Origin of the sequence: Haloarchaeobius caseinilyticus (assembly GCF_051207395.1) — an archaeon.
Taxonomy (GTDB): Archaea; Halobacteriota; Halobacteria; order Halobacteriales; family Natrialbaceae; genus Haloarchaeobius.
In genome coordinates this window covers 638675-664632 of sequence record NZ_JBPJZC010000003.1, presented here as the reverse complement: position 1 = coordinate 664632, position 25958 = coordinate 638675, and the positions used below count along the sequence as shown (strand labels likewise).

At 63.9% G+C, this 25958-nt stretch carries 28 protein-coding genes; 13 read left to right on the top strand and 15 right to left on the bottom strand.

Features of this window, described 5'->3' with window-relative positions; all coding sequences use genetic code 11:
* Positions 1-44 precede the first annotated feature (44 nt).
* The 7 genes from ACSC1P_RS15930 to ACSC1P_RS15900 all read right to left on the bottom strand — a co-directional run bounded on the left by ACSC1P_RS15930 (position 45) and on the right by ACSC1P_RS15900 (position 4824).
* Positions 45-932, bottom strand: coding sequence for a winged helix-turn-helix domain-containing protein (locus ACSC1P_RS15930; protein WP_435361184.1), 888 nt, complete (start codon positions 930-932; stop codon positions 45-47).
* 185 nt (positions 933-1117) lie between these two features.
* The gene (locus tag ACSC1P_RS15925; RefSeq protein ID WP_435361183.1) at positions 1118-1264 is read right to left on the bottom strand and encodes a hypothetical protein; all 147 of its coding nucleotides are present in this window, start codon (positions 1262-1264) and stop codon (positions 1118-1120) included.
* A 111-nt stretch (positions 1265-1375) separates the two neighbouring features.
* Positions 1376-2122 carry a class I SAM-dependent methyltransferase gene (locus ACSC1P_RS15920; protein ID WP_435361517.1) on the bottom strand — a complete coding sequence of 249 codons (747 nt, stop codon included), beginning with the start codon at positions 2120-2122 and terminating at the stop codon, positions 1376-1378.
* A gap of 134 nt (positions 2123-2256) precedes the next feature.
* Positions 2257-2586: a hypothetical protein gene (locus tag ACSC1P_RS15915; protein ID WP_435361182.1), complete on the bottom strand. Its 330-nt coding sequence runs from the start codon at positions 2584-2586 to the stop codon at positions 2257-2259.
* A gap of 78 nt (positions 2587-2664) precedes the next feature.
* Positions 2665-3495, bottom strand: a complete 831-nt coding sequence (locus ACSC1P_RS15910; protein WP_435361181.1) for a deoxyribonuclease IV — start codon at positions 3493-3495, stop codon at positions 2665-2667.
* A 285-nt stretch (positions 3496-3780) separates the two neighbouring features.
* Positions 3781-3975, bottom strand: a complete 195-nt coding sequence (locus tag ACSC1P_RS15905) for a hypothetical protein (protein WP_435361180.1) — start codon at positions 3973-3975, stop codon at positions 3781-3783.
* A gap of 42 nt (positions 3976-4017) precedes the next feature.
* Entirely contained in the window at positions 4018-4824 is an 807-nt protein-coding gene (locus tag ACSC1P_RS15900) for a lipoate--protein ligase family protein (protein WP_435361179.1), read from the bottom strand.
* Between the two features lie 95 nt (positions 4825-4919).
* On the opposite strand from ACSC1P_RS15900, the gene ACSC1P_RS15895 reads away from it, so the two are divergent.
* From ACSC1P_RS15895 to ACSC1P_RS15885, 3 genes are all read left to right on the top strand, one after another.
* Positions 4920-5378, top strand: a complete 459-nt coding sequence (locus ACSC1P_RS15895) for a methylated-DNA--[protein]-cysteine S-methyltransferase (RefSeq protein ID WP_435361178.1) — start codon at positions 4920-4922, stop codon at positions 5376-5378.
* Between the two features lie 64 nt (positions 5379-5442).
* Positions 5443-6171 carry a helix-turn-helix domain-containing protein gene (locus ACSC1P_RS15890; RefSeq protein WP_435361177.1) on the top strand — a complete coding sequence of 243 codons (729 nt, stop codon included), beginning with the start codon at positions 5443-5445 and terminating at the stop codon, positions 6169-6171.
* Between the two features lie 389 nt (positions 6172-6560).
* On the top strand, positions 6561-7319 hold the full coding sequence (locus tag ACSC1P_RS15885) for an aspartate/glutamate racemase family protein (protein WP_435361176.1): 759 nt from the start codon (positions 6561-6563) through the stop codon (positions 7317-7319).
* Between the two features lie 23 nt (positions 7320-7342).
* On the opposite strand, the gene ACSC1P_RS15880 is transcribed toward ACSC1P_RS15885, so the two are convergent.
* Together ACSC1P_RS15880 and dgoD are read right to left on the bottom strand one after the other, a co-directional pair.
* A complete protein-coding gene (locus ACSC1P_RS15880; RefSeq protein ID WP_435361175.1) occupies positions 7343-8149 on the bottom strand; it encodes an SDR family NAD(P)-dependent oxidoreductase in 807 nt (268 codons plus the stop codon).
* 1 nt (position 8150) lies between these two features.
* On the bottom strand, positions 8151-9299 hold the full coding sequence (dgoD, locus tag ACSC1P_RS15875; RefSeq protein WP_435361174.1) for a galactonate dehydratase: 1149 nt from the start codon (positions 9297-9299) through the stop codon (positions 8151-8153).
* Between the two features lie 266 nt (positions 9300-9565).
* Between dgoD and ACSC1P_RS15870 the strand changes: the two genes are divergently transcribed.
* From ACSC1P_RS15870 to ACSC1P_RS15845, 6 genes are all read left to right on the top strand, one after another.
* A complete protein-coding gene (locus tag ACSC1P_RS15870) occupies positions 9566-10474 on the top strand; it encodes an RIO1 family regulatory kinase/ATPase domain-containing protein (protein ID WP_435361173.1) in 909 nt (302 codons plus the stop codon).
* A gap of 500 nt (positions 10475-10974) precedes the next feature.
* Complete coding sequence (locus tag ACSC1P_RS15865) at positions 10975-12057, top strand: WD40/YVTN/BNR-like repeat-containing protein (RefSeq protein WP_435361172.1); 1083 nt, start codon at positions 10975-10977, stop codon at positions 12055-12057.
* Positions 12058-12336 (top strand): MoaD/ThiS family protein, encoded by a 279-nt coding sequence (locus ACSC1P_RS15860; RefSeq protein WP_435361171.1) that lies wholly within the window; start codon positions 12058-12060, stop codon positions 12334-12336.
* A 159-nt stretch (positions 12337-12495) separates the two neighbouring features.
* A complete protein-coding gene (locus ACSC1P_RS15855) occupies positions 12496-13734 on the top strand; it encodes a trans-sulfuration enzyme family protein (RefSeq protein WP_435361170.1) in 1239 nt (412 codons plus the stop codon).
* An 81-nt stretch (positions 13735-13815) separates the two neighbouring features.
* Positions 13816-14484 (top strand): helix-turn-helix domain-containing protein, encoded by a 669-nt coding sequence (locus tag ACSC1P_RS15850; RefSeq protein ID WP_435361169.1) that lies wholly within the window; start codon positions 13816-13818, stop codon positions 14482-14484.
* Between the two features lie 46 nt (positions 14485-14530).
* Positions 14531-15793, top strand: a complete 1263-nt coding sequence (locus ACSC1P_RS15845) for an MFS transporter (protein ID WP_435361168.1) — start codon at positions 14531-14533, stop codon at positions 15791-15793.
* A 30-nt stretch (positions 15794-15823) separates the two neighbouring features.
* Here the strand turns inward: ACSC1P_RS15845 and ACSC1P_RS15840 are convergent, their stop codons facing one another.
* Complete coding sequence (locus ACSC1P_RS15840) at positions 15824-18721, bottom strand: PAS domain-containing protein (RefSeq protein ID WP_435361167.1); 2898 nt, start codon at positions 18719-18721, stop codon at positions 15824-15826.
* A gap of 172 nt (positions 18722-18893) precedes the next feature.
* Between ACSC1P_RS15840 and ACSC1P_RS15835 the strand changes: the two genes are divergently transcribed.
* Entirely contained in the window at positions 18894-20324 is a 1431-nt protein-coding gene (locus tag ACSC1P_RS15835) for an aryl-sulfate sulfotransferase (RefSeq protein ID WP_435361166.1), read from the top strand.
* A 112-nt stretch (positions 20325-20436) separates the two neighbouring features.
* Complete coding sequence (locus ACSC1P_RS15830; RefSeq protein WP_435361165.1) at positions 20437-22050, top strand: long-chain-fatty-acid--CoA ligase; 1614 nt, start codon at positions 20437-20439, stop codon at positions 22048-22050.
* A gap of 33 nt (positions 22051-22083) precedes the next feature.
* On the opposite strand, the gene ACSC1P_RS15825 is transcribed toward ACSC1P_RS15830, so the two are convergent.
* Together ACSC1P_RS15825 and ACSC1P_RS15820 are read right to left on the bottom strand one after the other, a co-directional pair.
* Positions 22084-22494 (bottom strand): hypothetical protein, encoded by a 411-nt coding sequence (locus ACSC1P_RS15825; protein ID WP_435361164.1) that lies wholly within the window; start codon positions 22492-22494, stop codon positions 22084-22086.
* Positions 22495-22590: 96 nt separating this feature from the next.
* A complete protein-coding gene (locus tag ACSC1P_RS15820; RefSeq protein ID WP_435361163.1) occupies positions 22591-22821 on the bottom strand; it encodes a DUF6199 family natural product biosynthesis protein in 231 nt (76 codons plus the stop codon).
* 182 nt (positions 22822-23003) lie between these two features.
* Between ACSC1P_RS15820 and ACSC1P_RS15815 the strand changes: the two genes are divergently transcribed.
* Positions 23004-23273 (top strand): DUF7571 family protein, encoded by a 270-nt coding sequence (locus tag ACSC1P_RS15815; RefSeq protein ID WP_435361162.1) that lies wholly within the window; start codon positions 23004-23006, stop codon positions 23271-23273.
* Between the two features lie 129 nt (positions 23274-23402).
* Here the strand turns inward: ACSC1P_RS15815 and ACSC1P_RS15810 are convergent, their stop codons facing one another.
* On the bottom strand, positions 23403-23609 hold the full coding sequence (locus tag ACSC1P_RS15810) for a cold-shock protein (protein ID WP_435361161.1): 207 nt from the start codon (positions 23607-23609) through the stop codon (positions 23403-23405).
* Between the two features lie 100 nt (positions 23610-23709).
* Complete coding sequence (locus ACSC1P_RS15805) at positions 23710-24297, bottom strand: DJ-1/PfpI family protein (protein WP_435361160.1); 588 nt, start codon at positions 24295-24297, stop codon at positions 23710-23712.
* Positions 24298-24349: 52 nt separating this feature from the next.
* Between ACSC1P_RS15805 and ACSC1P_RS15800 the strand changes: the two genes are divergently transcribed.
* The gene (locus ACSC1P_RS15800) at positions 24350-25375 is read left to right on the top strand and encodes a deoxyhypusine synthase (protein WP_435361159.1); all 1026 of its coding nucleotides are present in this window, start codon (positions 24350-24352) and stop codon (positions 25373-25375) included.
* 37 nt (positions 25376-25412) lie between these two features.
* Here ACSC1P_RS15800 and ACSC1P_RS15795 read toward each other — a convergent pair whose 3' ends face one another.
* Complete coding sequence (locus ACSC1P_RS15795; RefSeq protein WP_435361158.1) at positions 25413-25871, bottom strand: hypothetical protein; 459 nt, start codon at positions 25869-25871, stop codon at positions 25413-25415.
* Between the last annotated feature and the right edge of the window lie 87 nt (positions 25872-25958).

Here is a 25958-nt window from a genome sequence, read left to right as displayed (position 1 = left end):
CTGTGTTTGGTATCGAAAAAAGGGTTCGCCGAACGACTCTTCGGTCAGTGAACTGATTGGTCTGCCGCCGGTTCCGCGTCCGTTCGCCGAGTTTCGAGGACCTGTCCTGCATCGTCGAGCGTCGCTTCGAACGTCTCACCATCGACGGTACAGGCGATGCGATAGCGCGGCGGGTCCGACGCAATCTCCTCGGCCGGAGCCTGCACGATACCGAGGAGCCACGGGTGTGCGTCTCGCACGTCGATGCCGTGGTCGCGGTAGAACGTGGCGAGGTCGGGGTCGTGGAGTAGGGAGATACCGAGCGAGGAAGTCGACTGCATTCCACAGCGCCCACACGTCGAGACGAGTGCGTAGAACTCCGAATCGTTGAACGTGAGCATCGACACCCCGTTCTCGATGGTGGCGTAACACTCTGGGCAGACTTCGCGAGTGTGCAGCATCAGCCGCCCGTGCGTCAGGTCGAGGGCGAAGTCGAGCAGTTCGGTGACCGTCCGACCCACGGCGGCAGCCGGTGGCACCGGCGTCTGGAACAGTCGGTGGGCGCACTCGCAGGTGACGGTCAACTGGCCGGACTCGTATTCGACCGCCATCGGTACGTCACAGATGGGGCACGGGTCGTCCAGCGAGACGGGGTCCAGTGCCTCGGCCTCGTCGAGTGTTCCGGCGAGAATCGCGGCGGCGACCTGGCGACCTGCGTAGTTCAGTTCGTAGCCCGCGTCTGATTTCTCGACGAACCGGTCGCGGAGCTTCTGGAGGTGGTAGTTGAACCGCCCGGAGTCGTCCACATCGACCCGGTCACGTAGGGCGGAGAACGAGAGGGTGGGCTGTTCCGGGTCCTCGCGTCGGGCCGCGACGAGCGCCTCGACGATGGCGATTCGGGTCGGGTCGCTCAGTGCGTCGAAGGCGTCGGAGTGTTCGAACGTATCGTCCACGCCGCTCGTTGGTGGGCGCAGGCGAAAAAGTGTTTGACCCGCTCACGCCGACAGGGAGCGTGTCGGGGAATCAGAGTGTGTCGGGAAGTCGTCGGTGGGGGCGGGGAGTGTGTCCGTCTTCGGAATGGATGTCGGTGTCGGACAGTGCATGGTGCGTGAGGGGGATTCGCGGTCGGGTCGCCGGGTTATCGCATCGACTCTAAGTCGTAGCTCACGTTCGCCTGAATCCACGCTTTGAACTCGCCGTTCTGGTAGATGACGGTTTCTTCGTCGGAGATGTCGAACGCACCGAACAGTGCGTCTTCCGCGTCGGTACCGGCTTCGACTGGCATGATTTATTCTTTGAACCGGGGTTGATTCAGTACCGACCCTATTCGGTTCGGTTACCCGGATGGAACCAGCACCTGCGTGCCCAGTGTGACCTACGTCTGTATCCCAGCCAGTCAGACAGTACCGACCGTGACGAAGAAGGGGACAGTCTCCTGCCGGCGGTACGATTCGGTCTGCATCTGTTCGATGACGTCCCGACCCATGGCGCGCCAATCGGCGCGAAGGTCGTCGTACTCTGCGCCAGAAAGCGTCCGCCGGAGTTCCGTTTCGTCGCTGGCGAGGCTCGCACCACTCGCTTTCTTCGCCGCCGCGTCGAGGGCAACTTGCGAGTATGGCGGTTCGACAGTTCGGGTGTGGTCGTACCGCCGCGTCCGGACGTTCGCAAGACCGGCGTCCGAGAAGAGGTCACTCGCGTCCGCGCCGAGGGCCACGTCGGTAGCTACGCCGTCGAGATACGCCGCGCGAGCCTGCGCTGCCAGCGTCGACTCGGCGTCGACCGTCGACTCGACGGTCACGAGGCCGTTGTCGGGTTCGACCGCGGCGACTGCGTCGCTCGCCACGCGACGGAACTCCCGAACCGCGGCGGCCGGGTCGGGCAGGTTGATGAGCAGTGCTTGACACACCACGAGGTCAAAGCTGTCGTCGGGGAACGGGAGCCGGGTCGCGTCGCCAGCGACGACCGGGCCGACCTCGTTCGCGTGCGCGAGCAGTCGGGTGTCGGCGTCACAGCCGACGACCTCGCCGTCGGTCTCGTCGGCCAGCACGGCCGTCAGTTTCCCCGTCCCACAGCCCACGTCGAGGATACGGTCGCGCGAATTCAGGTCGAGCGGTGCGAGCGCGTCGCGTGAATCTGCCCACATCCCGTCGCGGGTCTGGTCGAGATACTCGGCGTCGAATCGGCGCACGGGCGCGCTTGGAGCGGGCGAGACAAAAACGAGTCGGTGGGGAGCGTTGGCCGGGCGGAGCGCGAAGCAGGAGCAAGCACGGCGACGAGTCAGTGCCGGAGATTGGCCGCGATAGCCGTGATTGCGATGGCCCCGGCGACGACGCCGACTGGGCTGATGCCAGTCACACGGTACGCGTCGGACGGTGCGGTGACGGAGACTGGTTTCGACACGTCGCCAGAGAGTGGCTCACCGTGCGACCCACCCACGTCTTCCGGGGGCGGTATCGAGTGTGACCGGTCGTGCGTGCTACTTCCGTCAGGTGCCATCCCACTGGCGTCCACCGGCGTGGCACCCGCCGTCGGGATGAACGAGATACCCGCCGCGGCCGCGAGCAATAGGGCCGCGAGGACGACGAGGACCGAACGAAACGAGGGCATACACTCTACACTGGCGTACACTGATAAGGCACCTTCCCTGGCTAAAAGAAGTCTTTTAGTAGGGGTGAGAGACTGTCTCTATTCCCGTAATTTCTTGACGCGGTCGATGTTCCACGCGAAGCCTTTGCCGTCCTCAGTGGGCGTCTCCAGCACCAGCGGGACGTCCTCGATGAGGTCGTGGTTGACGAACGCGCGCATGCCCTCCTCGCCGATGTAGCCCTCGCCGATGAGTGCGTGTTCGTCCTTGTTCGTCCCGCACTCGTGTTTCGAGTCGTTCAGGTGGACGCACTTGAGGTGTTCTGCGCCGACCACGTCGTCGAACGCCTGCATGGTCTCGTCGACAGCTTCGGGCGTCGAGAGGTCGTAGCCCGCCGCGAACATGTGCGCGGTGTCGAGACACACGTCGAGGTCCTGGTCGCTCTTCGCCAACACGTCGGCGAGATGTTGGAAGTCGCCGCCCAGTTTCGTGCCCGACCCGGCGTCGGACTCGATGAGGACGGTCACGCCGTCCGGAATCTCGAGTTCGTCGAGCGCGCTGGCCGCGTTGTCGAGGCCGCCTTCGACGCCCGCACCCGTGTGCGCGCCGAGGTGGACGTTCACGTACGGAACGTCGAGTTTCGCGGCAGCGTCGACTTCCTTCTGCATGGAGTCGATGGACTTCGCGCGAAGGTCGTCTTTCGGCGTACAGAGGTTGACGAGATACGAGGAGTGGATGACCCACGGCCCCACGTCGTTCTCCGACGAGAGGTCGCGGAACTGCTCGGCTTCGTCGTCGCCGATGTTCGGGTCTTGCCACACCTGCGGCGAGTGTGTGAATATCTGTCCGCAGTTCCCGCCGTCGTCGAGCTGGCGATTGACGGCCTTGTACACGCCACTGGCGATGGACTCGTGCGCACCGACTCTGAGCATACACGGGGGTTGGCCGGGGGGCAAAAAGGCGTATCGAAGCGCCGTCGCTCGGCGATGCGGAACAGGTCGTGCAGAGGTGGGCTGCACGGGATGGGAGTGTCGCGCAGTGGGTAGGGCTGCGCGGGTCAGGTGGGATGGGACAGAACGCAGCGGGTGAGACTGCGTGGGGGTTTTCGTGCAGTGGTGGGCTGCACGATGGGGGTGGCGCAGTGGGTAGGGCTGCGCGGATTTGTGGGGTGGAGCGTGTGTCGACTGGCTATGCTGACTGGTCCGGAACGGCGTGGATTAGGTGGGCGAGCCGACGTCCGGCTCCGAGACGGCGTCGTCTAAGCCGTCCATGCGAGCCTCCTCGAAGAACTCCTCGTCCTCCTCGGTGGCGGTGTCGTGACTGACGCTGTCTTCTTGCGTTTCGGTCAGTTCCGTCTGACCGGTGAGCTTCTGGAACAGTGCGGCGGCGTCGGGTGCTTCTGACTTCGACATACCTCTGCCAATCAGTGCCAAGTGGATGACGATACAGCCTACTCAGGTAGGGTCTTCTCGATTCCCGTACCATGTAGGGTTCTTATACTTATTCGCTGCAAGGTCGGTCGCGTCGGCGACCTCGCTCTCGGCCCACGCGCCCTCGTCGGCGTCGGCCCACTCGGCCAGTTCGGCTTCGAGTGCAGCGACCGCCTCGTCCCGGTCTATCCCCGATTCTGCCCGGATACTGGTGACGCGGTCGGTGAAATCGTCGACGCTGGGCTTGCCTGCGAAGACCCCGCAGTGACGCTCGGGCGCACGGTCGAACGAGAGCGACCCGTGCTGGATGACGGCGTCGCGCTGGCGGTACTGGGCGTTGCCAGAAATCTTCAGTCCCGACGCGAGCACGTCGTGCGCGGGGTGGATGTCCCGCAGGTAGCACGCCGGTTCGTGGATGGCGGGGTAGGGCTGGTCGGCGAAGTCGGCGTCGACGCCCATGCGCGCGAAGGCGTCAAGCACCGGTTCACACAGCAAGTCGTAACAGTCCATCAGGTCGCCCGGCAGTTCCTCGGCGGGCGCGATGATGGAGTAGGAGATGTCGGCGTGCTGGTCGTGGTAGATGCCGCCGCCGCCGGTCTGGCGTCGTGTCACGTCGATGCCTTCGCGTTCGCAGAACTCCCAGTCGACGCTCTCTTTCGCCTGCCCGTAGCCGAGCGAGAGACAACTCGGTTCCCACTGGTACACGCGCAGTGTCCGCACGCCGTCTTCGCTGGCCGACTTCGCAGCGATTTCGTCGAGCGCCATGTTCGTCGGGCCGTCCCACGCCTCTTCGCGAATCAGCCGCCACTCCCGCGATGCGACCTCGGTCATGCGTCGGGCTTGGGACCCCCGGACCATGGCGGTTCCGGGACGACGTTCGGGCGGACGACGACAAGGTTACAGTCGACGCGGGTGAGGTGTGTTCCATGGAACTCTCCGTCCACGGTGGCTCGTTCGACATCGACGAGTCACTCCTCGGGGCCGGTGCAACGGAGGTCGAGGCGCAGGTCCGCGAGTACGAACGCGGCGAGCGCGAGTCGTTCGACCTCGACGTCGACTTTCCCGACGACTTCACCGGGCGCGTGATGCGCGCGATGTGCGAGATACCCCGCGGCGAGACGCGAACCTACGGCGAGGTCGCAGAATCACTCGACACCAGTCCGGTCGCCGTCGGACAGGCCTGTGGCCGCAATCCGGTTCCGGTCGTCGTGCCCTGTCACCGCATCGTCGGCACCGACTGGCTCGGGGGCTTCTCGAACGAGACCGAAGGCGAGCGCGTCGACCTCAAACAGCGACTCCTCGAACACGAGGGTGCGCTCCCTGCCGGCGAGGCTGGCGATGCTAGCGACGCTGGCGAACAGACGACACTCGCCGACTCCTTCTGAATCGGCTCGGTTCTTGGGCGGCAGACCCGCACCATTCAATAGCACGGCCACGACTCTCGGTCACATGACCGCCGACACCGCCGACCGGGAACTGCTCCGCGCCACGCTCGACGTCTGGCACCCCGACTGCTGGGGTATCGAGTCCAGCGAGCAGACGGGCGCGTGCGTCGTCGGCCACGGCGCGGCCACCGACGGCCGCTCCGCCTACGAACATTGCACCATCTACGGCGACTCGGCGGACAACCTCGAACAGGCCGTCGAGGCCGCCTACGACTCCTCGTTCATCACGGCTATCGACGACCTTGGCGACTGTCGCCGGGCGACACTCGACACGCCCGCCATCGGGCAGGCCGCCCGCGACGTGTTCATCGAGTACGAAGCGACTGACGGCGTCGGCGCGGCCTTCGTCTCTCGCGGGTTCGTCCTCGACAGCCACTACGAGGTTCGGGCCGGTCGCGAGACGTGGAACCTGCTCGTGCGCACGACCCGCGACGAGTTCGGGCGTACGGTCGACGCCGTCTCGGAAGCCCTCGACGCCGACATCACACTGGACCGACTCGCCCCCGCCGAGCAGGCCCCGCCACCGGAGCGTCCGGACCCGCACGCGCAGGTGCTCACGCCCCGCCAGCAAGAGGCACTCGCGCTGGCCCGTCGCCGCGGCTACTACTCGTGGCCCCGTGAGGTGACCACCCGCGAACTCGCCAAAGACCTCGGCGTCTCGAAGACGACTTTCCTCGAACACCTGCGCCGGGCCGAAGCGACGTTGTTGGGACCGAGTGACGGACCGAAGTGACACCGATTTCCCCGGATTCAGGTCGACGCGAGCCGTCGCAACCGGTTTGGCGCGCGCTGGTTCGCGTGACCGAACGAAGTGAGGTTCGCGAGTCAGCATCGCGCGAGGGATGTGGCCAGAAACGTAGTTTCTGGCTGCTAACCGGAATCTTCGATTCCGGTGATGACGAAGTGAGCCAGAGCGAAGCGACGGCGAACGAGGAATCGGTTGGGGAGGTAGTGGCTGCGGTATCTTCCGCCGGCAGTCGTGAACGAAGACTCGCCACAGAGACGGATTTCGACGCCCGAGCTCACTGCGAAATACATCGACGCCCGTACCAACCACGACTCTCGCGGACATCCGTCCATGGGAGGGTGACCTTCACACCCCACGCCACCAACATCGTCGTAATGACCGACGCACCACCCGCGACCGATACACCGAATCTCCAGACCATCGGCATCCTCGGCGGTATGAGCGCCGAATCGACCGTGACCTACTACCAGCGTCTGAACGCGGGCGTCAACGAAGCCCTCGGCGGCCACCACTCGGCCCCTGTCCTCATCAGCAGCGTCGACTTCGGCGTCGTCGAGGCGTGCATCAGCGACGGGCGGTGGGACGACGCGGGAGCCTATCTCGCGGAGAAGGCGCAGGGACTCGAAGCCGCTGGCGCTGACTTCGTCATTATGGCGACGAACACGATGCACCGGGTCACGCCAGCAATCACCGAGGCCATCTCGATTCCGTTCTACCACATCGTCGATGCGACGGCCGACGCGGCGCACGCTGCAAGTGTCGAGACCGTCGGTGTCCTCGGGACGAAACCGGTCACCGAAGCCGGGTTCTACGGCGACCGCTTCGAGGAGAACGGCATCGACGTGGTGCTGCCGGACGCCGAGGCCCGCCACCGACTCCACGATATCATCTTCGACGAACTCACGCAGGGAATCATCACCGACGAGTCACGCGAGGCCTACGTCGACATCATGGCCGACCTCGTCGACGCGGGCGCGGAGGGTATCGTCCTCGGCTGTACCGAAATCGAACTGCTCGTCTCAGAAGAGGACTTCGACCGCGTGTCGCTGTTCGACACGACCGACCTGCACGTCCAGCGCGCGCTGGAACTGAGTCTGTCCGAGGAAATCCCGACGCCGACGCCGGCACCCTGAACGAGAACAGTCGGCTGGGTTCGTTACTCCGGGCCGTTCTCGCGCCGCACGCGGTAGTCCGGCAGCATGTCGTCTTGCATCACCTGCGAGCGGCCGCCGTCGACTAGCACCGACTCGCCGGTGACGTACCCGGCGTCGTCGCTGGCGAGGAAGGTGACGACGCCAGCCACGTCTTCGGGCGCGCCGACCCGACCGACTGGATGTATCGATTCCAGGTACTCGCGGTACTCGGGCTCCATCTCGTCGGTGGTCCGGTCGATGGCGACCCAGCCCGGATTCACCGTGTTCACGCGCACGTGCGGGCCGAAGTCGAGTGCCATCGCGCGAGTCATCCCGTTGATGCCCGCCTTCACGGCGTTGTAGGGGAACAGTTCGGGCATCGTGAGGAACGCGTGGTTCGACGAGACGTTGACGATGGCTCCCGCGTCCATCCGCGCGTATGCGTACTTCGCACAGAGCCAGTACGACCGGAAGTCGGTCTCCAGTACGAACTCCCAGTCGTCCATCGTGGCTTCGTCTGCGCCCGTGTTCGTCTCGACGCCGGCGTTGTTCACCAGCACGTCGATGCCGCCGTAGTGCTCGACGGTGGCGTCGACGAGGGCCGTGATGTCGTCCGGGTCGCGCATGTCCGCGCGGACGAACGTCGCTTCGCCGCCGTCGTCCTCGATGGCCGCGACGGTCTCCTCGCCCGCTTCGACGGTTCGACCGGTGACGACCACGGTCGCACCTTCGCGTGCGAAGCGTTTCGCGATGCCTTCGCCGATGCCGCGGGTCGAGCCAGTGACGAGGACGGTATCGCCTTCGAACCGGCCGGTAGCGTGTCCCGACATGTTACCACTCCGCGACGCTGCCGTCGTCGTGACGCCAGACCGGGTTGTGCCAGTCCACGTCGCCGGCCTGGTCGCGCACGTGGGCTTCGTCTATCTCGATACCGAGGCCTGGCCCGTCGGGCAGGTCGATGTAGCCGTCGTTGAACTCGAAGACGGACGGTTCTTCGAGGTAGTCGAGCACGTCGCTCGTCTCGTTGTAGTGGATGTCGAGGCTCTGTTCTTGAATCAGCGCGTTCGGCGAGCAGGCGTCGACCTGGATACAGGAGGCGAGCGCGATTGGGCCGAGCGGGCAGTGTGGCGCGAGCGCCACGTCGTAGGCCTCGGCCATGTCGGCGATCTTCTTCACCTCGGTGATGCCGCCGGCGTGGCTCAGGTCTGGCTGGATGACGTCGACCGCACCCGACTCGAACACCTCCTTGAAGTCCCACCGGGAGAACATCCGTTCGCCCGTGGCGATGGGTGTCGTGGTGTGCTGGGCGATTTCGGGCAGCGCGTCGTTGTGTTCGGGCAGCACCGGCTCCTCGACGAAGAACGGGTCGTACGGTTCGAGCGCCGCAGCGAGTTTCTTCGCCATCGCCTTCGAGACGCGCCCGTGGAAGTCGACGCCGATATCGACCTCGTCGCCCACGGTCTCGCGGACGGTCGCCAATCGCTCGACCGCGTCGTCGATGGCGGCCGGATTGTCGACCCGCCGGAGTTCCGGCGTGGCGTTCATCTTCAGCGCCGTGAACCCGGCGTCGACCTTTTCGGCAGCCGCCTCGGCGACGCCCGCGGGCCGGTCGCCGCCGACCCACTGGTAGACACGGATGCGGTCTCTGGCCTTGCCGCCGAGGAGTTCGTACACTGGCGCGCCGAAGCGCTTCCCCTTGATGTCCCACAGCGCCTGGTCGATGCCGGCGATGGCCGACATGAGGATGGGGCCGCCGCGATAGAAGCCGCCGCGGTACATCGTCTGCCAGTGGTCCTCGATGGCTGCGGGGTCCTCACCGAGCAGGTACGTGTCAAGGAGTTCCTCGACCGCAGCCTTCACCGTCCGCGAGCGACCCTCGATGACCGGCTCACCCCAGCCGACGAGGCCGTCGCTCGTCTCCAGTCGGAGGAACAGCCAACGCGGTGGGACCTCGTACAGTTCGTAATCGACGATATGCATCTACCGGCCCTCCGTGGTCCGGACTGGCCCCAGTGTTGCGGTTGGAGCCACTCGCTCTGTCGTCGTTGTCATACCGTATTCTCCCAGCGGCACCCGGAAAAGCGTATCCGGACAGGCGACACCTGCCTCGGCGGCGGCCTTCGAGGCCTCAGAGTAGCCGAGGTTCGGCCGAATCTCCACATTTGCTATCGCAGCATATGGTTTATGCACTGGCTTAGCGCCCCGACGCGGGGGGCTTTTACCCGCCGCCCGGCTACATGCGGCACATGGTGCAGAACGTCGCTCCACTGATGACCGACCTCGAAGCCGAGGACTTCTATCTGCTCTCGGGCGTCGAGCAGGGGATGCGATTCTCCGAGTGGGTGCAGCGAGAGAAGATTCCGGACTTCTCGCGACTCACCATCGAGAACGTCGACTATCGGCTCGACCGCTGTCTCGACCGCGGACTCATCCAACGCAAGACCATCCAGTACGTCGGCTACAAACTCACGCCGGAGGGGTACGACGCGCTCGCGTTGCACACCTTCGCCGAGCGAGAGACTATCCAGGGCTTCGGCTCCTCACTCGGGGTCGGCAAGGAATCCGACGTGTACGAGGTCCAGTCGTACAAACCGCTGGCACTGAAGTACCACCGCGAGGGCTACACGAACTTCCGCGAAGTGATGCGTGAGCGCGACTACACCAGCGACCGCGACCACGTCTCGTGGCTCTACACCGCGCGCAAGGCGGCCGAGCGCGAGTACGAGCGACTCGAAGAGTTGTACCCCGATGTCTCGGTCCCACGGCCCATCGACCACAACCGCCACGCCATCGTGATGGAGAAGATGGCGGGTGTCGAACTCTCGCGTGCGAAACTGGAGGACGATCAAGTCGTCGGCGTCCTCGACCTGGTTCTCCGCGAGATGACGACGGCCTACCGCGAAGGCTACGTCCACGCCGACATGAGCGAGTACAACGTCTTCATCGCCGAAACCGGCGTCACGGTGTTCGACTGGCCACAGGCGGTCCCCACCGAACACGACAACGCCGACGAATTCTTAGAGCGCGACCTCCGCAACATGGTCGGCTACTTCCGGCGGAAGTACCCCCAGCACGTTCCAGACGTGGATATCTCGAGCGTGGCTGCGGCCATCGTCGACGACTCGTTCGACAGCGTTCGCGCACACACGAAGTAGACCCGAGCTCCCGCGCTCGGCGTAGACGCTCACGAACGCGAGTATTCGGGGTCCTACGCAATTATTCGGCGCCCTACGCGAGCAACCGTCGGCGCTACCCGCGACATTCGACTCTTTCTCGGTCGGTATCGCACGTCGGCCAGTATCGTCTATGCCGACAGTGCCGATTGTCGTGCTGACCCCACGACCGAGGTGCTCAGCACTGCTAGTCGGTTCCGTGTCGGAAAACTGCCCAGCGAACGAACTCGATACCGTGTTTCCCGTCGTCGTCGGCTTCACGAAGTCGAGAACGGACGCGAACGGACTTGTGGCCTCGCTCCTCGCCGTCTTCCAGAATCGAAATGAAATCTGGCCCGACGACGCAGTACACTGTATACGACTATACGAAATGGCTGTGGGCCATCCGACCCTGCCTGCTGTCGCTGTGAGTTCCGTTCTGGACACGGTCAGTGCAGGAAAGCGCCTAGATCCATGTGCCTTCGTCTCAATCGTCTACCACGATGACCGAGGTGGTACTCATGGTCGGCACTCGCAAAGGCGCGTTCTTCCTCGAATCCGACGACGACCGGACGGACTGGTCGGTTCGAGGACCGAAGCTGAAGGGGTGGGAAGTCTCGGACCTGCTGTACGACGACCGAGACACGCCACGGCTGTTCGCCGCGATGGGGCACTTCGTCTACGGCCCGGCGATTCACCGTTCGGACGACTTCGGCGACACGTGGGAACAGGTCGCCCAGAGTCCGGCATACGCTGAAGACAGCGACTTCGAACTGAATCAGGTCTGGTGTCTCGAACCCGGTCGGGAGCAGGACCCAGACGTCCTCTACGCGGGCGTCGACGAAGCGGGGCTGTTCGTCTCTCGCGACGGCGGCGACACCTGGGACCACGTCGAGGGGTTGGCAGGTCACGAGACGCGAGACCGATGGTACCCTGGGAACGGCGGCCTCTGCTGTCACTCGGTCCTCACGGACCCGGAGGACCCGGACCGTCTGTGGGTCGGCATCTCGGCCGTCGGAGTGTTCCGAACCGACGACGGCGGCGAGTCGTGGACACTCGCGACCGACGGTCTGGAGTTCGTGACGGATGAAGACGACCACGGCGGTGTCGGGTCCTGCGTCCACAGCCTCGCCCAGGACCCGAGCGACCCCGAGCGAATCGTCCAGCAGAACCACATGGGTGTGTTCAGAACGACCGACGGCGGCGACCAGTGGGAAGCCATCGGCGATGCCCTCCCGTCCTCGTTCGGCTTCCCCATCGAGATGCACCCAACTGACCCGGACACGTTTTTCACGTTCCCGCTGGAGAGCGACGAGTACCGGATCGCCGAGGGCGGTGAACCGGCCATCTATCGGACGACCGACGGTGGTGACTCGTGGGACCGATGTGCCGACGGCCTGCCGACCGATAGCTGGGTGACGGTCCTCCGGCAGTCGATGGCGGTCGATTCGCTGGACCCAGCAGGTATCTACGTCGGCACGACCGGCGGGAGCATCTTCTACAGTCGCGACGGGGGCGACTCGTGGGCAGAAATCGACTGTCACCTGCCGCGAATCACGAGCGTCAGTGCGGTCGTGGTCGAGTAGATGAATCGCGTCACCGTCCGGATTCCCGGACTCCTGACACGGTTCACCGACGGGGCGCGAACCAGCACGGTCGACGCGTCCACCGTCGAGGACTGTGTCTCGGCGCTCGTCGACACGTATCCGGCCCTCGAAACGCACCTCTTCGACGGCCGGGGCGACCTCCGGTCACACATCCACCTCATCTGCAACGGCCGCCGAATCGAGTGGCCGGCGCCGACCACGATTTCGCTCGACGATGGCGACGAGGTGGTCTTCTTGCAGGCAGTGTCGGGTGGGTAAGCCGTCGCAGCGGCCCACACGACCCTCCTCGTCGAGTGCTACGTCACCGCCGAACACGAGTCTACCGTGACAGGAAGATTCGCTCGGATAATACGGCAGACGGCAAAAATTACTGCTGCATGAAAAGTTATTAGCCAAATACTGCCGTTTTCGTAAAGCATGAACAACGGGGAACACTCGAAGCGCTTCGAGACGCTCGCAGTCAGTCGTGGCGAAGAGCCGACGCCCGGTGAACCACAGGTCGGTGACGTCGTCTCGCCGATTCATCTCTCGTCGACGTTCGCCCTGCCGGGGCTAGACACCTCGATGAGCCTGGAGGACATCGACCCCTCGAACGGCGAGTTCGTCTACTCGCGGCTCTCGAACCCGACCAGACACGCACTCGAAGAGCGACTCGCGGCGCTCGAAGGCGGTGAACACGCGTTCGCGTTCTCTTCCGGGACGGCCGCCATCGCGTCGGTCGTCATGTCCGTCGTTCGCCCGGGCGACCACGTCGTCGCGTTCGACGACCTCTACGCCGGGACGCGCCGGATGCTCGAAGACCTCTTCGAGTCGCGCATGGGCGTGGACGTCTCGTTCGTCGACGCGACGGACACGGACGCAGTGGCCGACGCCGTTCGACCGGAGACCTCGCTCGTCTGGATGGAGACACCCACGAACCCGCGGATGAAGATGTGCGACGTGGCGGCTATCGCCGACATCGCCAACGAGGCCGAGGCAGTTTTCGGCGTCGACAACACGTTCATGAGTCCGTACTTCCAGAACCCGCTCGACCTCGGTGCGGACGTGGTCGCCCACAGCACGACGAAGTACCTCAACGGCCACTCCGACTCCGTCGGTGGCGCGGTCGTGCTGAACGACGCGGCGCTCGCCGACCAACTCTCGTTCGTCCAGCAGATCGGCCTCGGCGACATGCTCTCGCCGTTCGACAGCTATCTCCTCCTTCGTGGTATCAAGACCCTCCCACTGCGAATGCGCGAACACGAGGCGAACGCGACGGTCATCGCGGAGTACCTCGAAGGGCACGACCTCGTCGAGTCGGTGTACTACCCCGGCCTGAAGAGTCACCCACAGCACGACCTCGCACGCGAACAGATGCACGGCTACGGTGGCGTCCTCAGCTTCGAACTCACGGGCGACATCGACGACGCGAAGGCGTTCCTCGAAACGCTGGAGGAGTTCACTCTCGCCGTCTCGCTCGGTGGGGTCGAATCGCTCATCGAACTCCCGGCGGGGATGACCCACGAACCGCTGCCCAAAGCAGAACGCGAGGCCATCGGTATCACCGACACACTGATTCGCGTCTCCGTCGGCATCGAACACGTCGAAGACCTCGTCGCCGACCTCGACCGCGGGTTCGACGTCCTCGAAGACCGCCTCTCAGTCGTCAACCGCTGACCCCGTAGACTAACTCGTTAGGCGATACAACTAACAAGGGGAAGTTTCAAAGGTGCCGAGACCCATGATTAGATATAACAAATGTCTCGGCAATCGGACAATACCGTCGGGCTCGAAATCATTGCCGAGCTATCGCTGACACACGAGAGTCTCGCACTGTCCAACGTCGTCGCAACACACCCCGATGTCGACATCGAGATTACCGCACAAGCACCGGGGACGATGCAAGAGTGGCTCCTGTTCTTCACTGCCGGAGAGACCGACTTCACGGAGTTCGAGTCGTCTATCCTCACGGACCCGACGGTCGCAGAGCCGTCGCTCGTCTCGGTCCTCGACGACCATCGGGTGTACCGAGTACGCGTCGAGTCTGGCATCCACGTCGCGGGCGTCCTCGCGGACCTCGGCTTTCGCGTCCTCCAGATAGAGAGTGACGGTGAAGGGTGGCGGTTTCGCGTGCAAGGACCGAACCAGCGCCGGTTAGCGACCTTCTTCGAATACTGCGAAGAAGCTGGAATCGGGTACACCCTCGACCGGCTGTACGAGACGACGACGACCACCGACCTCGCCCAGCCAGCCTCGACGCCCACGCCGTATCAGGACACGCTCGAACTCGCCCACGAGGGCGGTTACTTCGAGGTGCCACGTCGCATGACGCTCGACGACTTGGCGGGTGAACTCGACATCTCCCGACAGACCGCGTCGGAGCGGGTCAGACACGGTGTCCAGTCGTTGCTGGACGAGAGCTACTAGTTTCGAACCGAAACGAACTTGCTTGCGACCCCCCGAACCTCGCGCAGTGACAGACGACGAACCAAACTTCCTCGCTCTGTATCTCACACGCTTCGCGACGGGGTTCGGCTTCGCGTCGCTGGTCGTCTTCTTGCCGACGTACATCAACCTCTTCGAGCCGTCGGGACTCGTCATCGGCCTGTTCACGACGGGATTCACGGCCGCCCAGACGCTCGCGGTCGTTCCGCTCTCGTGGGCCGGTGACCGGTACGACAAACGACTCGTCTTACTCGCGAGTCTCTTACTCGGCGTCGTCGCCTACGTCGCGTTCGCGGCCATCGCCGTCTTCGACGGCGCGGAACTGGAGTTCGTCCTCGCACGTGGTGTCCAAGGCATCGCCGTCACCGGGTCGGGCCTGATGTCGCTCTCGCTCGTCGGGGAACTCGCGGCGTACGACGAGCGCGCAGAACGCATCGGGAAGGCCAACGCGTGGCGGTTTGCGGCCGGCATCATCGGTGGTCTCTCCGCCGGCGTGTTGTACCAGCAGTACGGGTTCACGTCGGTGTACGCCATCATCGTCGTGCTGCTCTGTGCCGCCGTCTGTTTCGTCTGGCTCGGGCTCCCGGAGGACGAGACTCGCATCGAGGGCTTTCCGTTCTCCGACCTCGCACTCAACGAGCGCATTCTCACACTGACGAGTTTCCGCGCGCCGTACGCCGTGGCTGTCACGCTCGTGCGGACGTGGGTGCCCATCTACGCCGGAGTCGCCGCCGCACAGGGTGGCCTCGGCTACGTCGAGGGGACGCTCGCCGTCGCGGTCGTCTACACCTCGGAAAAGGCGACCAACATGCTCCTCCAGCCGTACACCGGCAAGCTATCCGACAGCTTCGGCCGCGCGTTCTTCGTCATCCTCGGCGGCTCGATGTACGCCGCTGTCGCCGTCCTCGTCCCGTTCTCGCCGCTGGCCGGTGAGGCGCTCGGTCTCCCGTCGACGTACCCAATACTCGGCGACCTCTCGCCTGCGTTCCCCGTCCTCGTCGGGCTGAACATGCTCCTCGGCGTCGCCGACTCCTTCCGCGAACCAGCCAGCATGGCACTGTTCGCCGACGAGGGGACTGACGGCGCAGGCGTCGCCTCCAGTTTCGGCGTCCGCGAACTGGTCTGGCGACCGGGGAGCGTCGGCGCGCCGCTGCTCGGTGGAATCCTCATGACCGGCGTCGGCATGCAGTGGGTGTTCATGGTCGGCGGCGTCTCGGCGATGGCCGGCGTCCTCGCCTTCCTGAGTTCGCTCTGGTACACGCAGGGGGCAGAAGCACTGACAGACTGGTGAAAATAGGAGCGGGGACGCGGCGTGACCGATTCAGGCGACCGACGAGTCGCCCTTACTGGTTCCTTCCGACTGCTGTAACGTCTCCGCACGCGGGAGCGAGACGACGAACTCGGTGCCGCCGTCGGTGCGGTCACGGACCTCGATTTCGCCGTCGTAGGCGTTGAGCGTCTCTTTGACGAGGTAGAGTCCGAAGCCAGTTCCGGAGCTTCGAGAGCCCTTCTTGCCCTTCTCGAACAGGTGGTCTTTGATGTCTTCGGGGATGCCGGGGCCGTTGTCCGCGACGACGACGTCGACGGTCGGGCCGCCCGAGGTTTCGACGCCGACGGCTATCTCTGGCGTCTCCTTGTCGTTGTGTTCGACCGCGTTGACGAGCAGGTTCTCGAACACCTCCGGCAGGAGGTCGTCCGCGGCGACTTTCACCGGCGGGAGCGGGTTCGACAGGGTGACCCGGGCGTCGTCGTAGGCGGTCCGAACCTTGGTAATCTCGTTTTGAAGCGTCGCGTCGAGCGTCACCGGTTCGAGTTCGTGCGACTCTTCTTCGACGAGGATACGCATCAGCGAGCGCATCGTCTCGACGAGGCCGATCATGTCGTCGAGTCGCGTCTGAACCGTGTCGAGATGGCGTTCCATGTCCGGGGTGACCGAGCCAGTGAGGATGTCGGCACGGGCGTGCGCCACGTTCAGGCCGTTCAGCAGGTTGTGTCGCAGGAGCCGGTTGACGTACTCCAGTCGTTCACGCTCGTGTTCGAGTTGCCGACGGCGTTCTCTGAGCTTCTCCTCGCGCTCTATCGCACCGAGCGCGAGGCCGACGATTTCACCGAGTTGGCCGACAACGTGGCGCTCTCTACCGAGGAAGGCGTCGTCGCGGTCGGCGTACAGCGTCAGGACGCCGTAGAACTCGCCCTCGTAGTGGATGGGAATCGCCGCGGCCGACCGGTACGTGAGGTCGTCGATACGCCCGCGTATCGGCGCGTCGTCGCTCAGGTCCGAGTCCGACTCGAACTGCATCTCACCGGTCTCGAACGCGCGCCCCGGCGGGTCCTCACCGGAGGGAAGCGTGACTCCGTCGAGGTCCTGTTCGGTCGCTGCTTCGCGGACACGAATCTGTTCGTCGTCCGTCGGCGCGCCGATCCAGGCGAACGAGTACGATTCTGAGGCCTCGATGCGGTCGACGACGAGCTGTTCGACCTCTTCACGGGTCGATTGGTCGGCGAGTGCGTGGTTGATGTCCGTCACCACGTCGCTCAACTGGTTGATGGCGGCGAGCCGCTCGTGCTGGCGACGGAGTTCCGTCTCGTGTGAGATTCGCGCGATGGCCGTGGCGAAGACTGCCGAGATGTTCTCTAAGAACCGCCGGTCGGTCGTCGATATCGTCGCCACGTCGGCGACGTGGACCAGCAAGACGCCCCAGAACGTACCAGCGGAGCCGATGGTGACCGCGATGGCGTCGTCGTCGGGACAGCCAGCGAGGTCGTGGTTCGATGCTGGCACCGCGTCGTCTTGGAGGACGGAAAGCGGGTCGATGATTTCGGTCGCAGCGCTCGCCAGTGTCTCGGCCTGTATTTCGGTCACGTGTTCCGAATCGCCCAGTCCGACCGAGAACTGCGCTTGGAGCGTCTCGCCGTCTGCGGCGAGTTCGTACACCTCACAGGCTGCCGCGCCGAGTGTCTCTACCACTCGTTCCGTGGTCTCTGCGACCAGCGAGTCGAGGTCGCCACCTTCGAGTCCGCGCTGGCCGAGGTCGGCGAGGACACTCTGTTGTTGCACGCGAGTGTTCAGTTCGTGCTTTTGCTCGATGCGCTCGCTCACGTCGCGGAAGTACACGGAGAGACCACTGTCCGAGGGGAATGCACGGACTTCGAACCAGGTGTCGAGCGGTTCGAAGTACTCCTCGAAGTGGACCGCTTCCTGTGTCTCCATCGCTCGTCGGTACTCCCGTTCGAACGTCGTGTCGAGTGCTTCGGGGAACGCGTCCCAGACGCTCTCACCGAGGAGGTCGTCGGCGTCCATCTGGACGAGGCGCTCTGCCTCGTCGTTCACGAGCGTGAACGTCCAGTCGTCGTCGAGCGCGAAGAACGCGTCAGTGACGCGGGCGAACACTTCGGTGAGTTCGTCTTCGAGTTCTGCACGGCGCGTCTTGAGTCGCTTGCGGCGCTCTCGCTCCTTGGTGATGTCCTCGAACGACACGAGTGAGCGCTCGATGACGCCGCGGTCGTCTCGGATGGGGACGACACTGGAACGCATCCAGTGTCTGTCGCCACCACGGAGACTGACACGCCCTGTCCAGTCGAACAGTGGGTCACCTGTCTCGAACACGTCTCTCGCGGGACGCATCTCACCGCCAAGCGGTTCACCGTCTTCGGTGAAGAGTTCGACGACGTCGAACACCGATTCAGTCTCGTCTCCGAATCCGTACTTCGTCCTCGCTGTCGCGTTCGCTCGTCTGACGTAGCCCTCGCGGTCGATGACTAGCATACTCGTGGGGGCGGCGTCGAACACCTGTTCGACGAGCTGGTCGTTGAACACACGGCGGCGACGCGTCGCTTCGTCGCTGACCGCGTCACCGACCAGTGACGCCAACCGGTCGACTGCGTCGTCACTATCGTCGAGGACGTATTCGGTGACGTTCGCACTGATCGCACGCCGGGCCAACTCCGCGTCGTCCTCGGCTGTGTACAGCACGAACGGTCGTTCGTCTCCATCCTGTCGCAGCGTCTGGGCGAGTTCGAGCCCATCGCCGTCGGACAGGTCGTAGCGACTCACGACGCAGTCGGCGTCGGTTTGGCGCAGTCGGTCGAGTGCACCCTCGTACCCACGGGCTGTGGCCACGGTACCGTCGACGGCAGCTTCCACCTTCTCGACCACCACGTCGGAAGGGGACGCGTCGACGTACAGACAGCGAACCGACGCCTTCGTCGGTTCGTTCATACAGAGGGAGACAACGTATCCTACATAAAAAGGGGAGCCTACAGGGATTGGTGACTATCGTATATCCATCGCACACGCGACGCGCGCAATCGCACGTGCGAGGCAGGCCAGTCGAGACGAGACACCCCAGCGAACCGCAAGAGTCACCCTACCGCTTCCCTACCGTTCGGTCGTGCGACTTCCATCGAGACCCTGGCTCGTCCGTGGTGCCGTCCTCGTGCTGGTCGTGTCGCTGTTCGCACCAGCAGCCGTCGGCGCGATGACGTACGACCCCAGTGGACAGAAGGCCCTCCAGCCCGGAACGGTCACGAGTCCCGCCAACGGGACGACCGTGGTGAGCGTACAGGGGTACACGTTCAACGGACAGACGAACCCGAAGAAACCGGCCCGGCTCGTCGCCGCCGACGAGCGAGCCAACACGAAGTGGGTGTACAACAGCAGCGAAGGTAAGAACGCGTGGTTCTTCGACGTGGACCCGCTGCCCGGCGGGAACTTGCTCGTGGTCTCGCCACGTTCCGGCAAGACCGTCATCTACGAGTTGAACCCGGAGACTCGCGAACGCGTCTGGGAACGGACGTTCCCCTTCGAGGACACCCACGACGCCGACATGCTGAGCGAAGACGAACTCATCATCTCGCACATGCGGGCCTGGGACGGCGAGAACGGGGTCAGCGAGGACGAAATCGTCGTCTACAACCTGACGACGAACGAGCGAACGTGGGAGTGGAAGTACAAGAACCACTTCCCGGAGAACACCGACGGCGGCATGAACGCCGACTGGTCTCACAGCAACGACGTGGACCCAATCAGCGACGACCGCATCGTGCTGTCGCCGCGGAACTTCGACCAAGCCGTCATCGTCGACATGGAGACGAAGGAGGTCACAAACACGCTCGGTGAGGACGGTGACCACTCCATCCTCAACGAGCAGCACAACCCGGACTACCTCGTGAGCGAGAACGGGACGCCGACGATGCTCGTCGCCGACTCTGGCAACAACCGCATCGTCGAGTACGCCTACGAGAACGGCGAGTGGGTCCGGACGTGGACCGTCGGCCGCAACACGCTCAACTGGCCGCGTGACGCCGACCGACTCCCGAACGGGAACACGCTCGTCACGGACACGCTGAACCACCGCGTCCTCGAAATCACCCCGACCGGCGAGGTCGTCTGGGAGTACTACGCGACGTGGGGGCCGTACGACGCGGAGCGAATCGCCCACGGCGACGAGTCGAACGGCCCGACCATCCGCGACATGGGCAAGAGCGGGACGTACCCGATTACGGGGAGTGCAGAACTCACGGCTGGCGGTGACGAGAGCCTGACGTTCAAGCAGACGGTCCGGAACGCGTTCGCGGGCACACCACTCGACGGCTACGCCGACTCGTTCGCGCGACTCTGGGGCCACTACGCACCGTGGCTTCGCCCGGTGTGGATGACTGGCTGGGACATGGCGTTCGCCTTGTTCGGCGGCGTCCTGTTGCTCGGCTGGGTCGGCACGGAGTCGGTCCTCGGTGTGCGCCGACTGGCGGGTGACCGCTGGCCGACGTTCGGCATCCGCGACGGCATGCGTGAGCGACTCGACGACCTGCGAACGAAGTAAGGGTTCGGTACTCACTCCGAGTCGGATCTCTCGGACGATTTTCACGCGACTGAGAGGCGGACCATTCTGTCACGAACGATAATTCATAGTGCTGCCCTGTGAAGGTTCGATTATGCACAAGCCACTGCTTGTCACAGATTTCCTCGACCGAGCACGGCGGCTGTACGGCGACCACGAGGCGGTCGTCGGGACCGACGGCGAGCGTTTCACCTACGACGAGTTGGGCGACCGGGTGGACCAGTTCGCCGCCGCGTTGCAGGAACGGGGCATCGAGAAGGGCGACCGTGTCGCAGTGCTGGACCCGAACACGCACTACCACCTCACGGCGGCCTACGCCATCATGCAAGTCGGCGGCGTTCACACACCGCTGAACTACCGACTCACGCCGGACGACTTCGCGTACATCCTCGAAGACGCCGAGGTCGACGCGGTGTACGCCGACTACGAGTACGCCGAGAAGATAGAGGCGGTCCGTGACGAGGTGCCGACCGAGGTGTTCGTCACGAACGACGCCGACGCCGTGGCGGGAGAGTGGGAAGACTTCGAAACCGTCCTCGACGACACCGACGGTGAGTGCGAGCGACCCGAGATGAGCGAAGACGAAGTCGTCACCATCAACTACACGTCCGGGACCACGGGCGACCCGAAAGGAGTCATGCGGACCCACCGGACCGAGACGCTGCACGCCTACCTCGTCACCGTCCATCAGGAACTGCGTGACGACGACGTATACCTCTGGACGCTCCCGATGTTCCACGTCAACGGCTGGGGCCACGTCTACGCCGTCACCGGAATGGGCGCGAAACACGTCTGCACCCGCGGTGTCGAACCCGACGAGGTGTTCGACGCCATCCAGACCGAAGACGTGTCGTACTTCTGTGGCGCACCGACCGTGCTCAACATCCTCGCGAACTACTACGACGAACACGAGCCAGCAGTCACGGGCGCGAACCCGGTTCGCGTCGCCACCGCAGGAGCCTCGCCGCCGGAGGCGACCATCCGCGTGGTCGAAGACGAGTTCGGCTGGTACCTGAAACACGTCTACGGCGCGACCGAGACCGGCCCGCTCATCACGACATCGGACTTCCGGCGGTTCTTCGACGACGACGAGGACGCCCGCTTCACTATCAAGAAGCGACAGGGGATGGGCTACCTCGGCACCGAGATTCGCGTCGTCGACGAAGACGGCAACGACGTGGCCGAAGACGACTCCAGTATCGGCGAAGTCGTCGTCCGCGGCAATCAGGTGATGAAGGGCTACTGGAACCAGCCCGAAGCGACCGAAGAGGCGTTCAACGACCGCGTCGAGGGCTACTACCACACCGGCGACCTCGCCACGGTCGACGAAGACGGCGCAATCGCCATCCGCGACCGGAAGAAAGACATCATCATCTCCGGCGGCGAGAACATCTCCAGCATCGAACTGGAAGACACGCTGTTCGACCACCCCGCCGTCAAGGACGTGGCGGTCATCCCGTCCCCGAGCGAGCAGTGGGGCGAGACGCCGAAAGCGTTCATCGTCCCCGAGAACGGCGACGTGAACGACCCAGGCGTCACGCCGCAGGAACTCACCGACTTCACCCGCGAGCGACTGGCCAGCTACAAGGTCGTCCGCGAGTTCGAGTTCGTCATGTCGCTGCCGACGACGGCGACTGGGAAGGTCCAGAAGTACGAACTGCGGGCGAAAGAGTGGGAGGACGAGGAGGAGATGGTTGGACAGGGGTGAGACCGTCACCGAAAGCCGATAGACCCGCGACCGTCACCGACACGGATTCACGTCGTCCTTTGGCGCGGGCGCTGAGTTAGTGATCTCTCTGTCTCCGCGCCGGAGATACATCGCGTAGTGCTTGTCGTTGTACCGGAGGTAGGTCTTCACCTGCCGCGGTCGTTCGGCGAACGATTTGAACGCGACACCTCTCGTCTTGTCGGTCAAGCAGAGTCTGAGAACGTTCTTCTCCAGTGCTTGCTCGACGAGCGCCTGCTCCGCCGCCGGTAGCGTCGAGAACGTGAGAATCGACCCAGCCAGCGGTTGCCTGTCGGTCGACTGAATGACCAGCACGCCGTCGCCTCGCTCGCTCGAACCGAACACGTCGAGACAGCCCGCCAGTGCGAGCGCCCCGGTCCCTGCACCGACGCGAAGTAGGTCTCGGCGGGTGACGCTGGTAGACACGCTGTTAGGAGGCTGAGAGGTCGAATAAACCTTCTGCGGGGGTAATTACCGTCGCGTCGTCTCGGCGCCGTAGCCGGGTTCAACCGTGGCCTCGCGCTACAGCAACAGACAGAACACGAGAAAACCGACGCCGGCCACCGTTCCGAAGATACCAGCCCAGCGAGTCAGCGACACTTTCCAGTCGGCGGGCTCCACGCTGCCGCTCGACTTCCGCCCGATGGCGTCGAAGAACTCGTCCCACTTCGCCAGTTTGTACGGCCAGCGGGCCATCGGGGGTCCCCAGAAGAGGCCGGTGAACGCGAACACCGCGATTTCGCTGGAACACATCGGTACGTTGCTCCATACGTCGGTGAGGGTAAGTCTCTTCGGGAGCGTGAGTACGTTGCAGTCTCTAGGCCGACTACGAGGTGCGGTCCCGGCCGCGACTGCTCGTCGACGGCAGGCACCGAGCCCATACATCTTGGAGACAGATACTTGTCACCGCATGCCATGGGCTCTAGTGCATAGCTATGAAACCGTGCCACAGCTGTCAGGCGGTTATCGACGAGTACACTTTGGACAAACAACTCGAACCCCTGCGTGACCTCACAGTCGACGACTTCAACGTCTGTGCGGACTGTACGACTATCGTTGCCGATGCGTGCGTAGAGTGTGGCGGCGCGGTGTATGTTCCACGAGGTGAGTCCACCACTCCCGACTACTGTCCGGCATGTCGGTCGGACCTCCTCGTTCGGACCGGAAGCGACCCGGGCTGGACCCGTGGGACGCAGTCCCTCTAACCTGTCCTTCAGCCCTCGCTAACGACGTCTTTTTCACGTGATCGGCCAAGCCCACGGCTAGCAGTCCTAGTTTAAAGATAAGTGTCGTCTGTCACCGTCGCGAGCGACGGCGATGGTCGGTGTCCGTCGTTACTTCCGAACGACGTTCGTCGCGCGGGGTCCCTTCGGGGACGATTCGATGTCGAACTCGACTTCCTGTCCCTCTTCGAGGTCCGGGCCGCCGACGTCTTCCATGTGGAAGAACACGTCTTCGTCGTCGTCCACGTCGTCGTCGTCAGTCGAAATGAAACCGTAGCCGCCAGTGTCGTTGAAGAAGTCAACGTTGCCGTTTGCCATTACGGCAAAACACAACGGCCAGCGACGCATAACACTTGCGAGGGTCGAGGTACCACGACCCGTCACAGCGATCGAGCTGGTAAAAACGGTCGGAGCGTCCTCAGACTCGCGGCTGATACTCCATCTCGTCCGCGACGGCTTCGCCGATACCGGCCTCACACTCTTGGCGCACGAGGTACAGCGCGAGGTCGAGTCCAGCCGACACTCCGGCCGCCGTCAGCACGTCGCCGTCGTCGACGATGCGTTCCTCCTTCACAGTCGTGAACACACTCAGGTCGTCCATCGCCGAGTGGTGCGTCGTCGCGGGGCGGTTCGCCAGCAGGCCGCCCGCCGCGAGCAACATCGCGCCGGTACAGACGCTCACGACCAGCGTGTCGTCGCCAAGGGCGGCGAGCAGGTCCGGAATCGTCCCGTCTTCGAACTCGTGGCGGGCGCCCGGTTCGGTCGCCGGTTGGTTCCAGCCGCCGCCAGGGACGAGGACGATGTCCGTCTCGTCCTCGACTTCGGAGAGGGGTCCGTCTACTTCGATGGTGAGGCCGTGGCTCGCGGTGACCCTCTCGCGCTCGTCGACCGTGTGAAGCGACGCGGACACGTCGGCACCGAGGTCGCCGGCGGTCTGGAACACTTCGTAGGGGCCGATGGCGTCGAGTTCGTCGAAGCCGTCGTACACTAAGATAGCGACTCGCATGCCCCGAGCTAAGAGTGTAAGCCTCTTATCGGTCCGGGTCGAGACTCGTTGTATGAGCGACGACGACACCAAGGGCAACGTCATTCCGGGGTCCGACGAAGAACTCCAGACACCCGACGTGCGCGGCTACGACTATTCGGGCGAGTTCGACCTCGGTGAACTGCTCGAAGCCTACGCGACGACCGGCTTCCAGGCGACGCACCTCGCCGAAGCCGTCGACATCGTAAAGCGGATGCGCGACGAGGGCGCAACTATCTACTTGACCTACACCTCGAACATCGTCTCCTGTGGCCTTCGCGAGACGGTCGCCTACCTCTGCCGCGAGGACCTCATCGACGTGATGATCACCACCTCTGGCTCCATCACCGAGGACGTCATCAAGACGGAGAAGCCGTTCAAGATGGGACAGTGGGACGTCGACGAGGCGAAGATGCGCGAGCGCGGTATCAATAGATTAGGAAACATCTTCGTTCCCTCGGACCGCTACGTCTGGCTCGAATCCTACCTCAACGACTTCTTCGAGGACTTCTTCGCGGAGAAGAAGGTCCGCACCCCGGTCGAGTTCTCGCGCGAACTCGGCAAGACGCTCGACGACGAGAACTCCATCCTGAAAAACGCCGCCGACAACGACATCCCCATCTTCTGTCCGGCGCTCACCGACGCCGAAGTCGGTAACTTCCTCTACTACTACAAGCAGGGCTACGACTCCGAAGTCGGCATCGAGATTCTCGAAGACTACGACGACCTCATCGAACACGGCCTGCTCGCGGACAAGACCGGCCTCATCGTCCTCGGCGGCGGCATCCCGAAACACCACGCCATCATGACGAACCTGTTCCGCGGGGGTGCGGACTACGCGGTCTACGTCTCGACCGGCGTCGAAGGCGACGGCTCGCTCTCCGGCGCGCCGCCGGACGAAGCCGTCTCGTGGGGCAAGATCAAAGAAGAGGTCACGAACCACGTCGAAGTGAAGTCCGAGGCGACGCTGGTCACGCCCCTGCTTATCGCGGAAGCCTTCCAGAACTACGAGCCCGAGCCGGTCGACGAAGAGGCTGAAGCCGTCGAAGCAGACGACTGACCCGGTCGGGTTTCGGGCCTTTAGTCGCGATAGTGACTCAGTTCGTACTATCAGTCAATTCGTACTCACAGGGGCGTGGGATGAATGTGGAGTCCAGCCAGTCCGGACCGAACATACCGACCTCTACGTTCAATATCGCACACTCGGTCTCGGAGTCGATATCACCACTACTGGGTTCGAGCTGTTTCCAAGGGCCGTCGTTCAGCCGAATCGAGTAGGTGTACTCTGCAATCGTTCCCCACTCGGAACTCCGATGACGATAATACGTATCGTCGTATCCCCTCACCTTCGGCTCCAGTTCAGACCGGTCTTCGAATACCGTCGTCTCTCCATCCTGCATTTTCACGCGAACGGTTTGGGGCTCGTCTTTCCAGTTGATGACGCCGAACGCGAGTAGCTGAGGTGGTGACGATAAGAACCCGGTCACGGCCGAACACCCGGAAAGCGTTCCCACTCCGGCGACAGAGAGCGACTGGAGGACTTCTCGACGATTCATTGCGGTGGTTGCTATTGCAACGAGAGCGTAATATCAACGTGGGGTCGTCTCGACATAACTCGTTCCCGCATCCACCGACAATAGATT

Coding starts and splice junctions, on each gene's coding strand:
- ACSC1P_RS15820 (WP_435361163.1), bottom strand. CDS start 22,821: ATGTGTTCCAGCGAAATCGCGGTGTTCGCGTTCACCGGCCTCTTCTGG.
- ACSC1P_RS15810 (WP_435361161.1), bottom strand. CDS start 23,609: ATGGCAAACGGCAACGTTGACTTCTTCAACGACACTGGCGGCTACGGT.
- ACSC1P_RS15850 (WP_435361169.1), top strand. CDS start 13,816: ATGTCTCGGCAATCGGACAATACCGTCGGGCTCGAAATCATTGCCGAG.
- ACSC1P_RS15840 (WP_435361167.1), bottom strand. CDS start 18,721: ATGAACGAACCGACGAAGGCGTCGGTTCGCTGTCTGTACGTCGACGCG.
- dgoD (WP_435361174.1), bottom strand. CDS start 9,299: ATGCATATCGTCGATTACGAACTGTACGAGGTCCCACCGCGTTGGCTG.
- ACSC1P_RS15920 (WP_435361517.1), bottom strand. CDS start 2,122: ATGTGGGCAGATTCACGCGACGCGCTCGCACCGCTCGACCTGAATTCG.
- ACSC1P_RS15855 (WP_435361170.1), top strand. CDS start 12,496: ATGAACAACGGGGAACACTCGAAGCGCTTCGAGACGCTCGCAGTCAGT.
- ACSC1P_RS15885 (WP_435361176.1), top strand. CDS start 6,561: ATGACCGACGCACCACCCGCGACCGATACACCGAATCTCCAGACCATC.
- ACSC1P_RS15830 (WP_435361165.1), top strand. CDS start 20,437: ATGCACAAGCCACTGCTTGTCACAGATTTCCTCGACCGAGCACGGCGG.
- ACSC1P_RS15860 (WP_435361171.1), top strand. CDS start 12,058: ATGAATCGCGTCACCGTCCGGATTCCCGGACTCCTGACACGGTTCACC.
- ACSC1P_RS15865 (WP_435361172.1), top strand. CDS start 10,975: ATGACCGAGGTGGTACTCATGGTCGGCACTCGCAAAGGCGCGTTCTTC.
- ACSC1P_RS15800 (WP_435361159.1), top strand. CDS start 24,350: ATGAGCGACGACGACACCAAGGGCAACGTCATTCCGGGGTCCGACGAA.
- ACSC1P_RS15910 (WP_435361181.1), bottom strand. CDS start 3,495: ATGCTCAGAGTCGGTGCGCACGAGTCCATCGCCAGTGGCGTGTACAAG.
- ACSC1P_RS15880 (WP_435361175.1), bottom strand. CDS start 8,149: ATGTCGGGACACGCTACCGGCCGGTTCGAAGGCGATACCGTCCTCGTC.
- ACSC1P_RS15925 (WP_435361183.1), bottom strand. CDS start 1,264: ATGCCAGTCGAAGCCGGTACCGACGCGGAAGACGCACTGTTCGGTGCG.
- ACSC1P_RS15795 (WP_435361158.1), bottom strand. CDS start 25,871: ATGAATCGTCGAGAAGTCCTCCAGTCGCTCTCTGTCGCCGGAGTGGGA.
- ACSC1P_RS15900 (WP_435361179.1), bottom strand. CDS start 4,824: ATGACCGAGGTCGCATCGCGGGAGTGGCGGCTGATTCGCGAAGAGGCG.
- ACSC1P_RS15870 (WP_435361173.1), top strand. CDS start 9,566: ATGGTGCAGAACGTCGCTCCACTGATGACCGACCTCGAAGCCGAGGAC.
- ACSC1P_RS15890 (WP_435361177.1), top strand. CDS start 5,443: ATGACCGCCGACACCGCCGACCGGGAACTGCTCCGCGCCACGCTCGAC.
- ACSC1P_RS15815 (WP_435361162.1), top strand. CDS start 23,004: ATGAAACCGTGCCACAGCTGTCAGGCGGTTATCGACGAGTACACTTTG.
- ACSC1P_RS15805 (WP_435361160.1), bottom strand. CDS start 24,297: ATGCGAGTCGCTATCTTAGTGTACGACGGCTTCGACGAACTCGACGCC.
- ACSC1P_RS15905 (WP_435361180.1), bottom strand. CDS start 3,975: ATGTCGAAGTCAGAAGCACCCGACGCCGCCGCACTGTTCCAGAAGCTC.
- ACSC1P_RS15915 (WP_435361182.1), bottom strand. CDS start 2,586: ATGCCCTCGTTTCGTTCGGTCCTCGTCGTCCTCGCGGCCCTATTGCTC.
- ACSC1P_RS15895 (WP_435361178.1), top strand. CDS start 4,920: ATGGAACTCTCCGTCCACGGTGGCTCGTTCGACATCGACGAGTCACTC.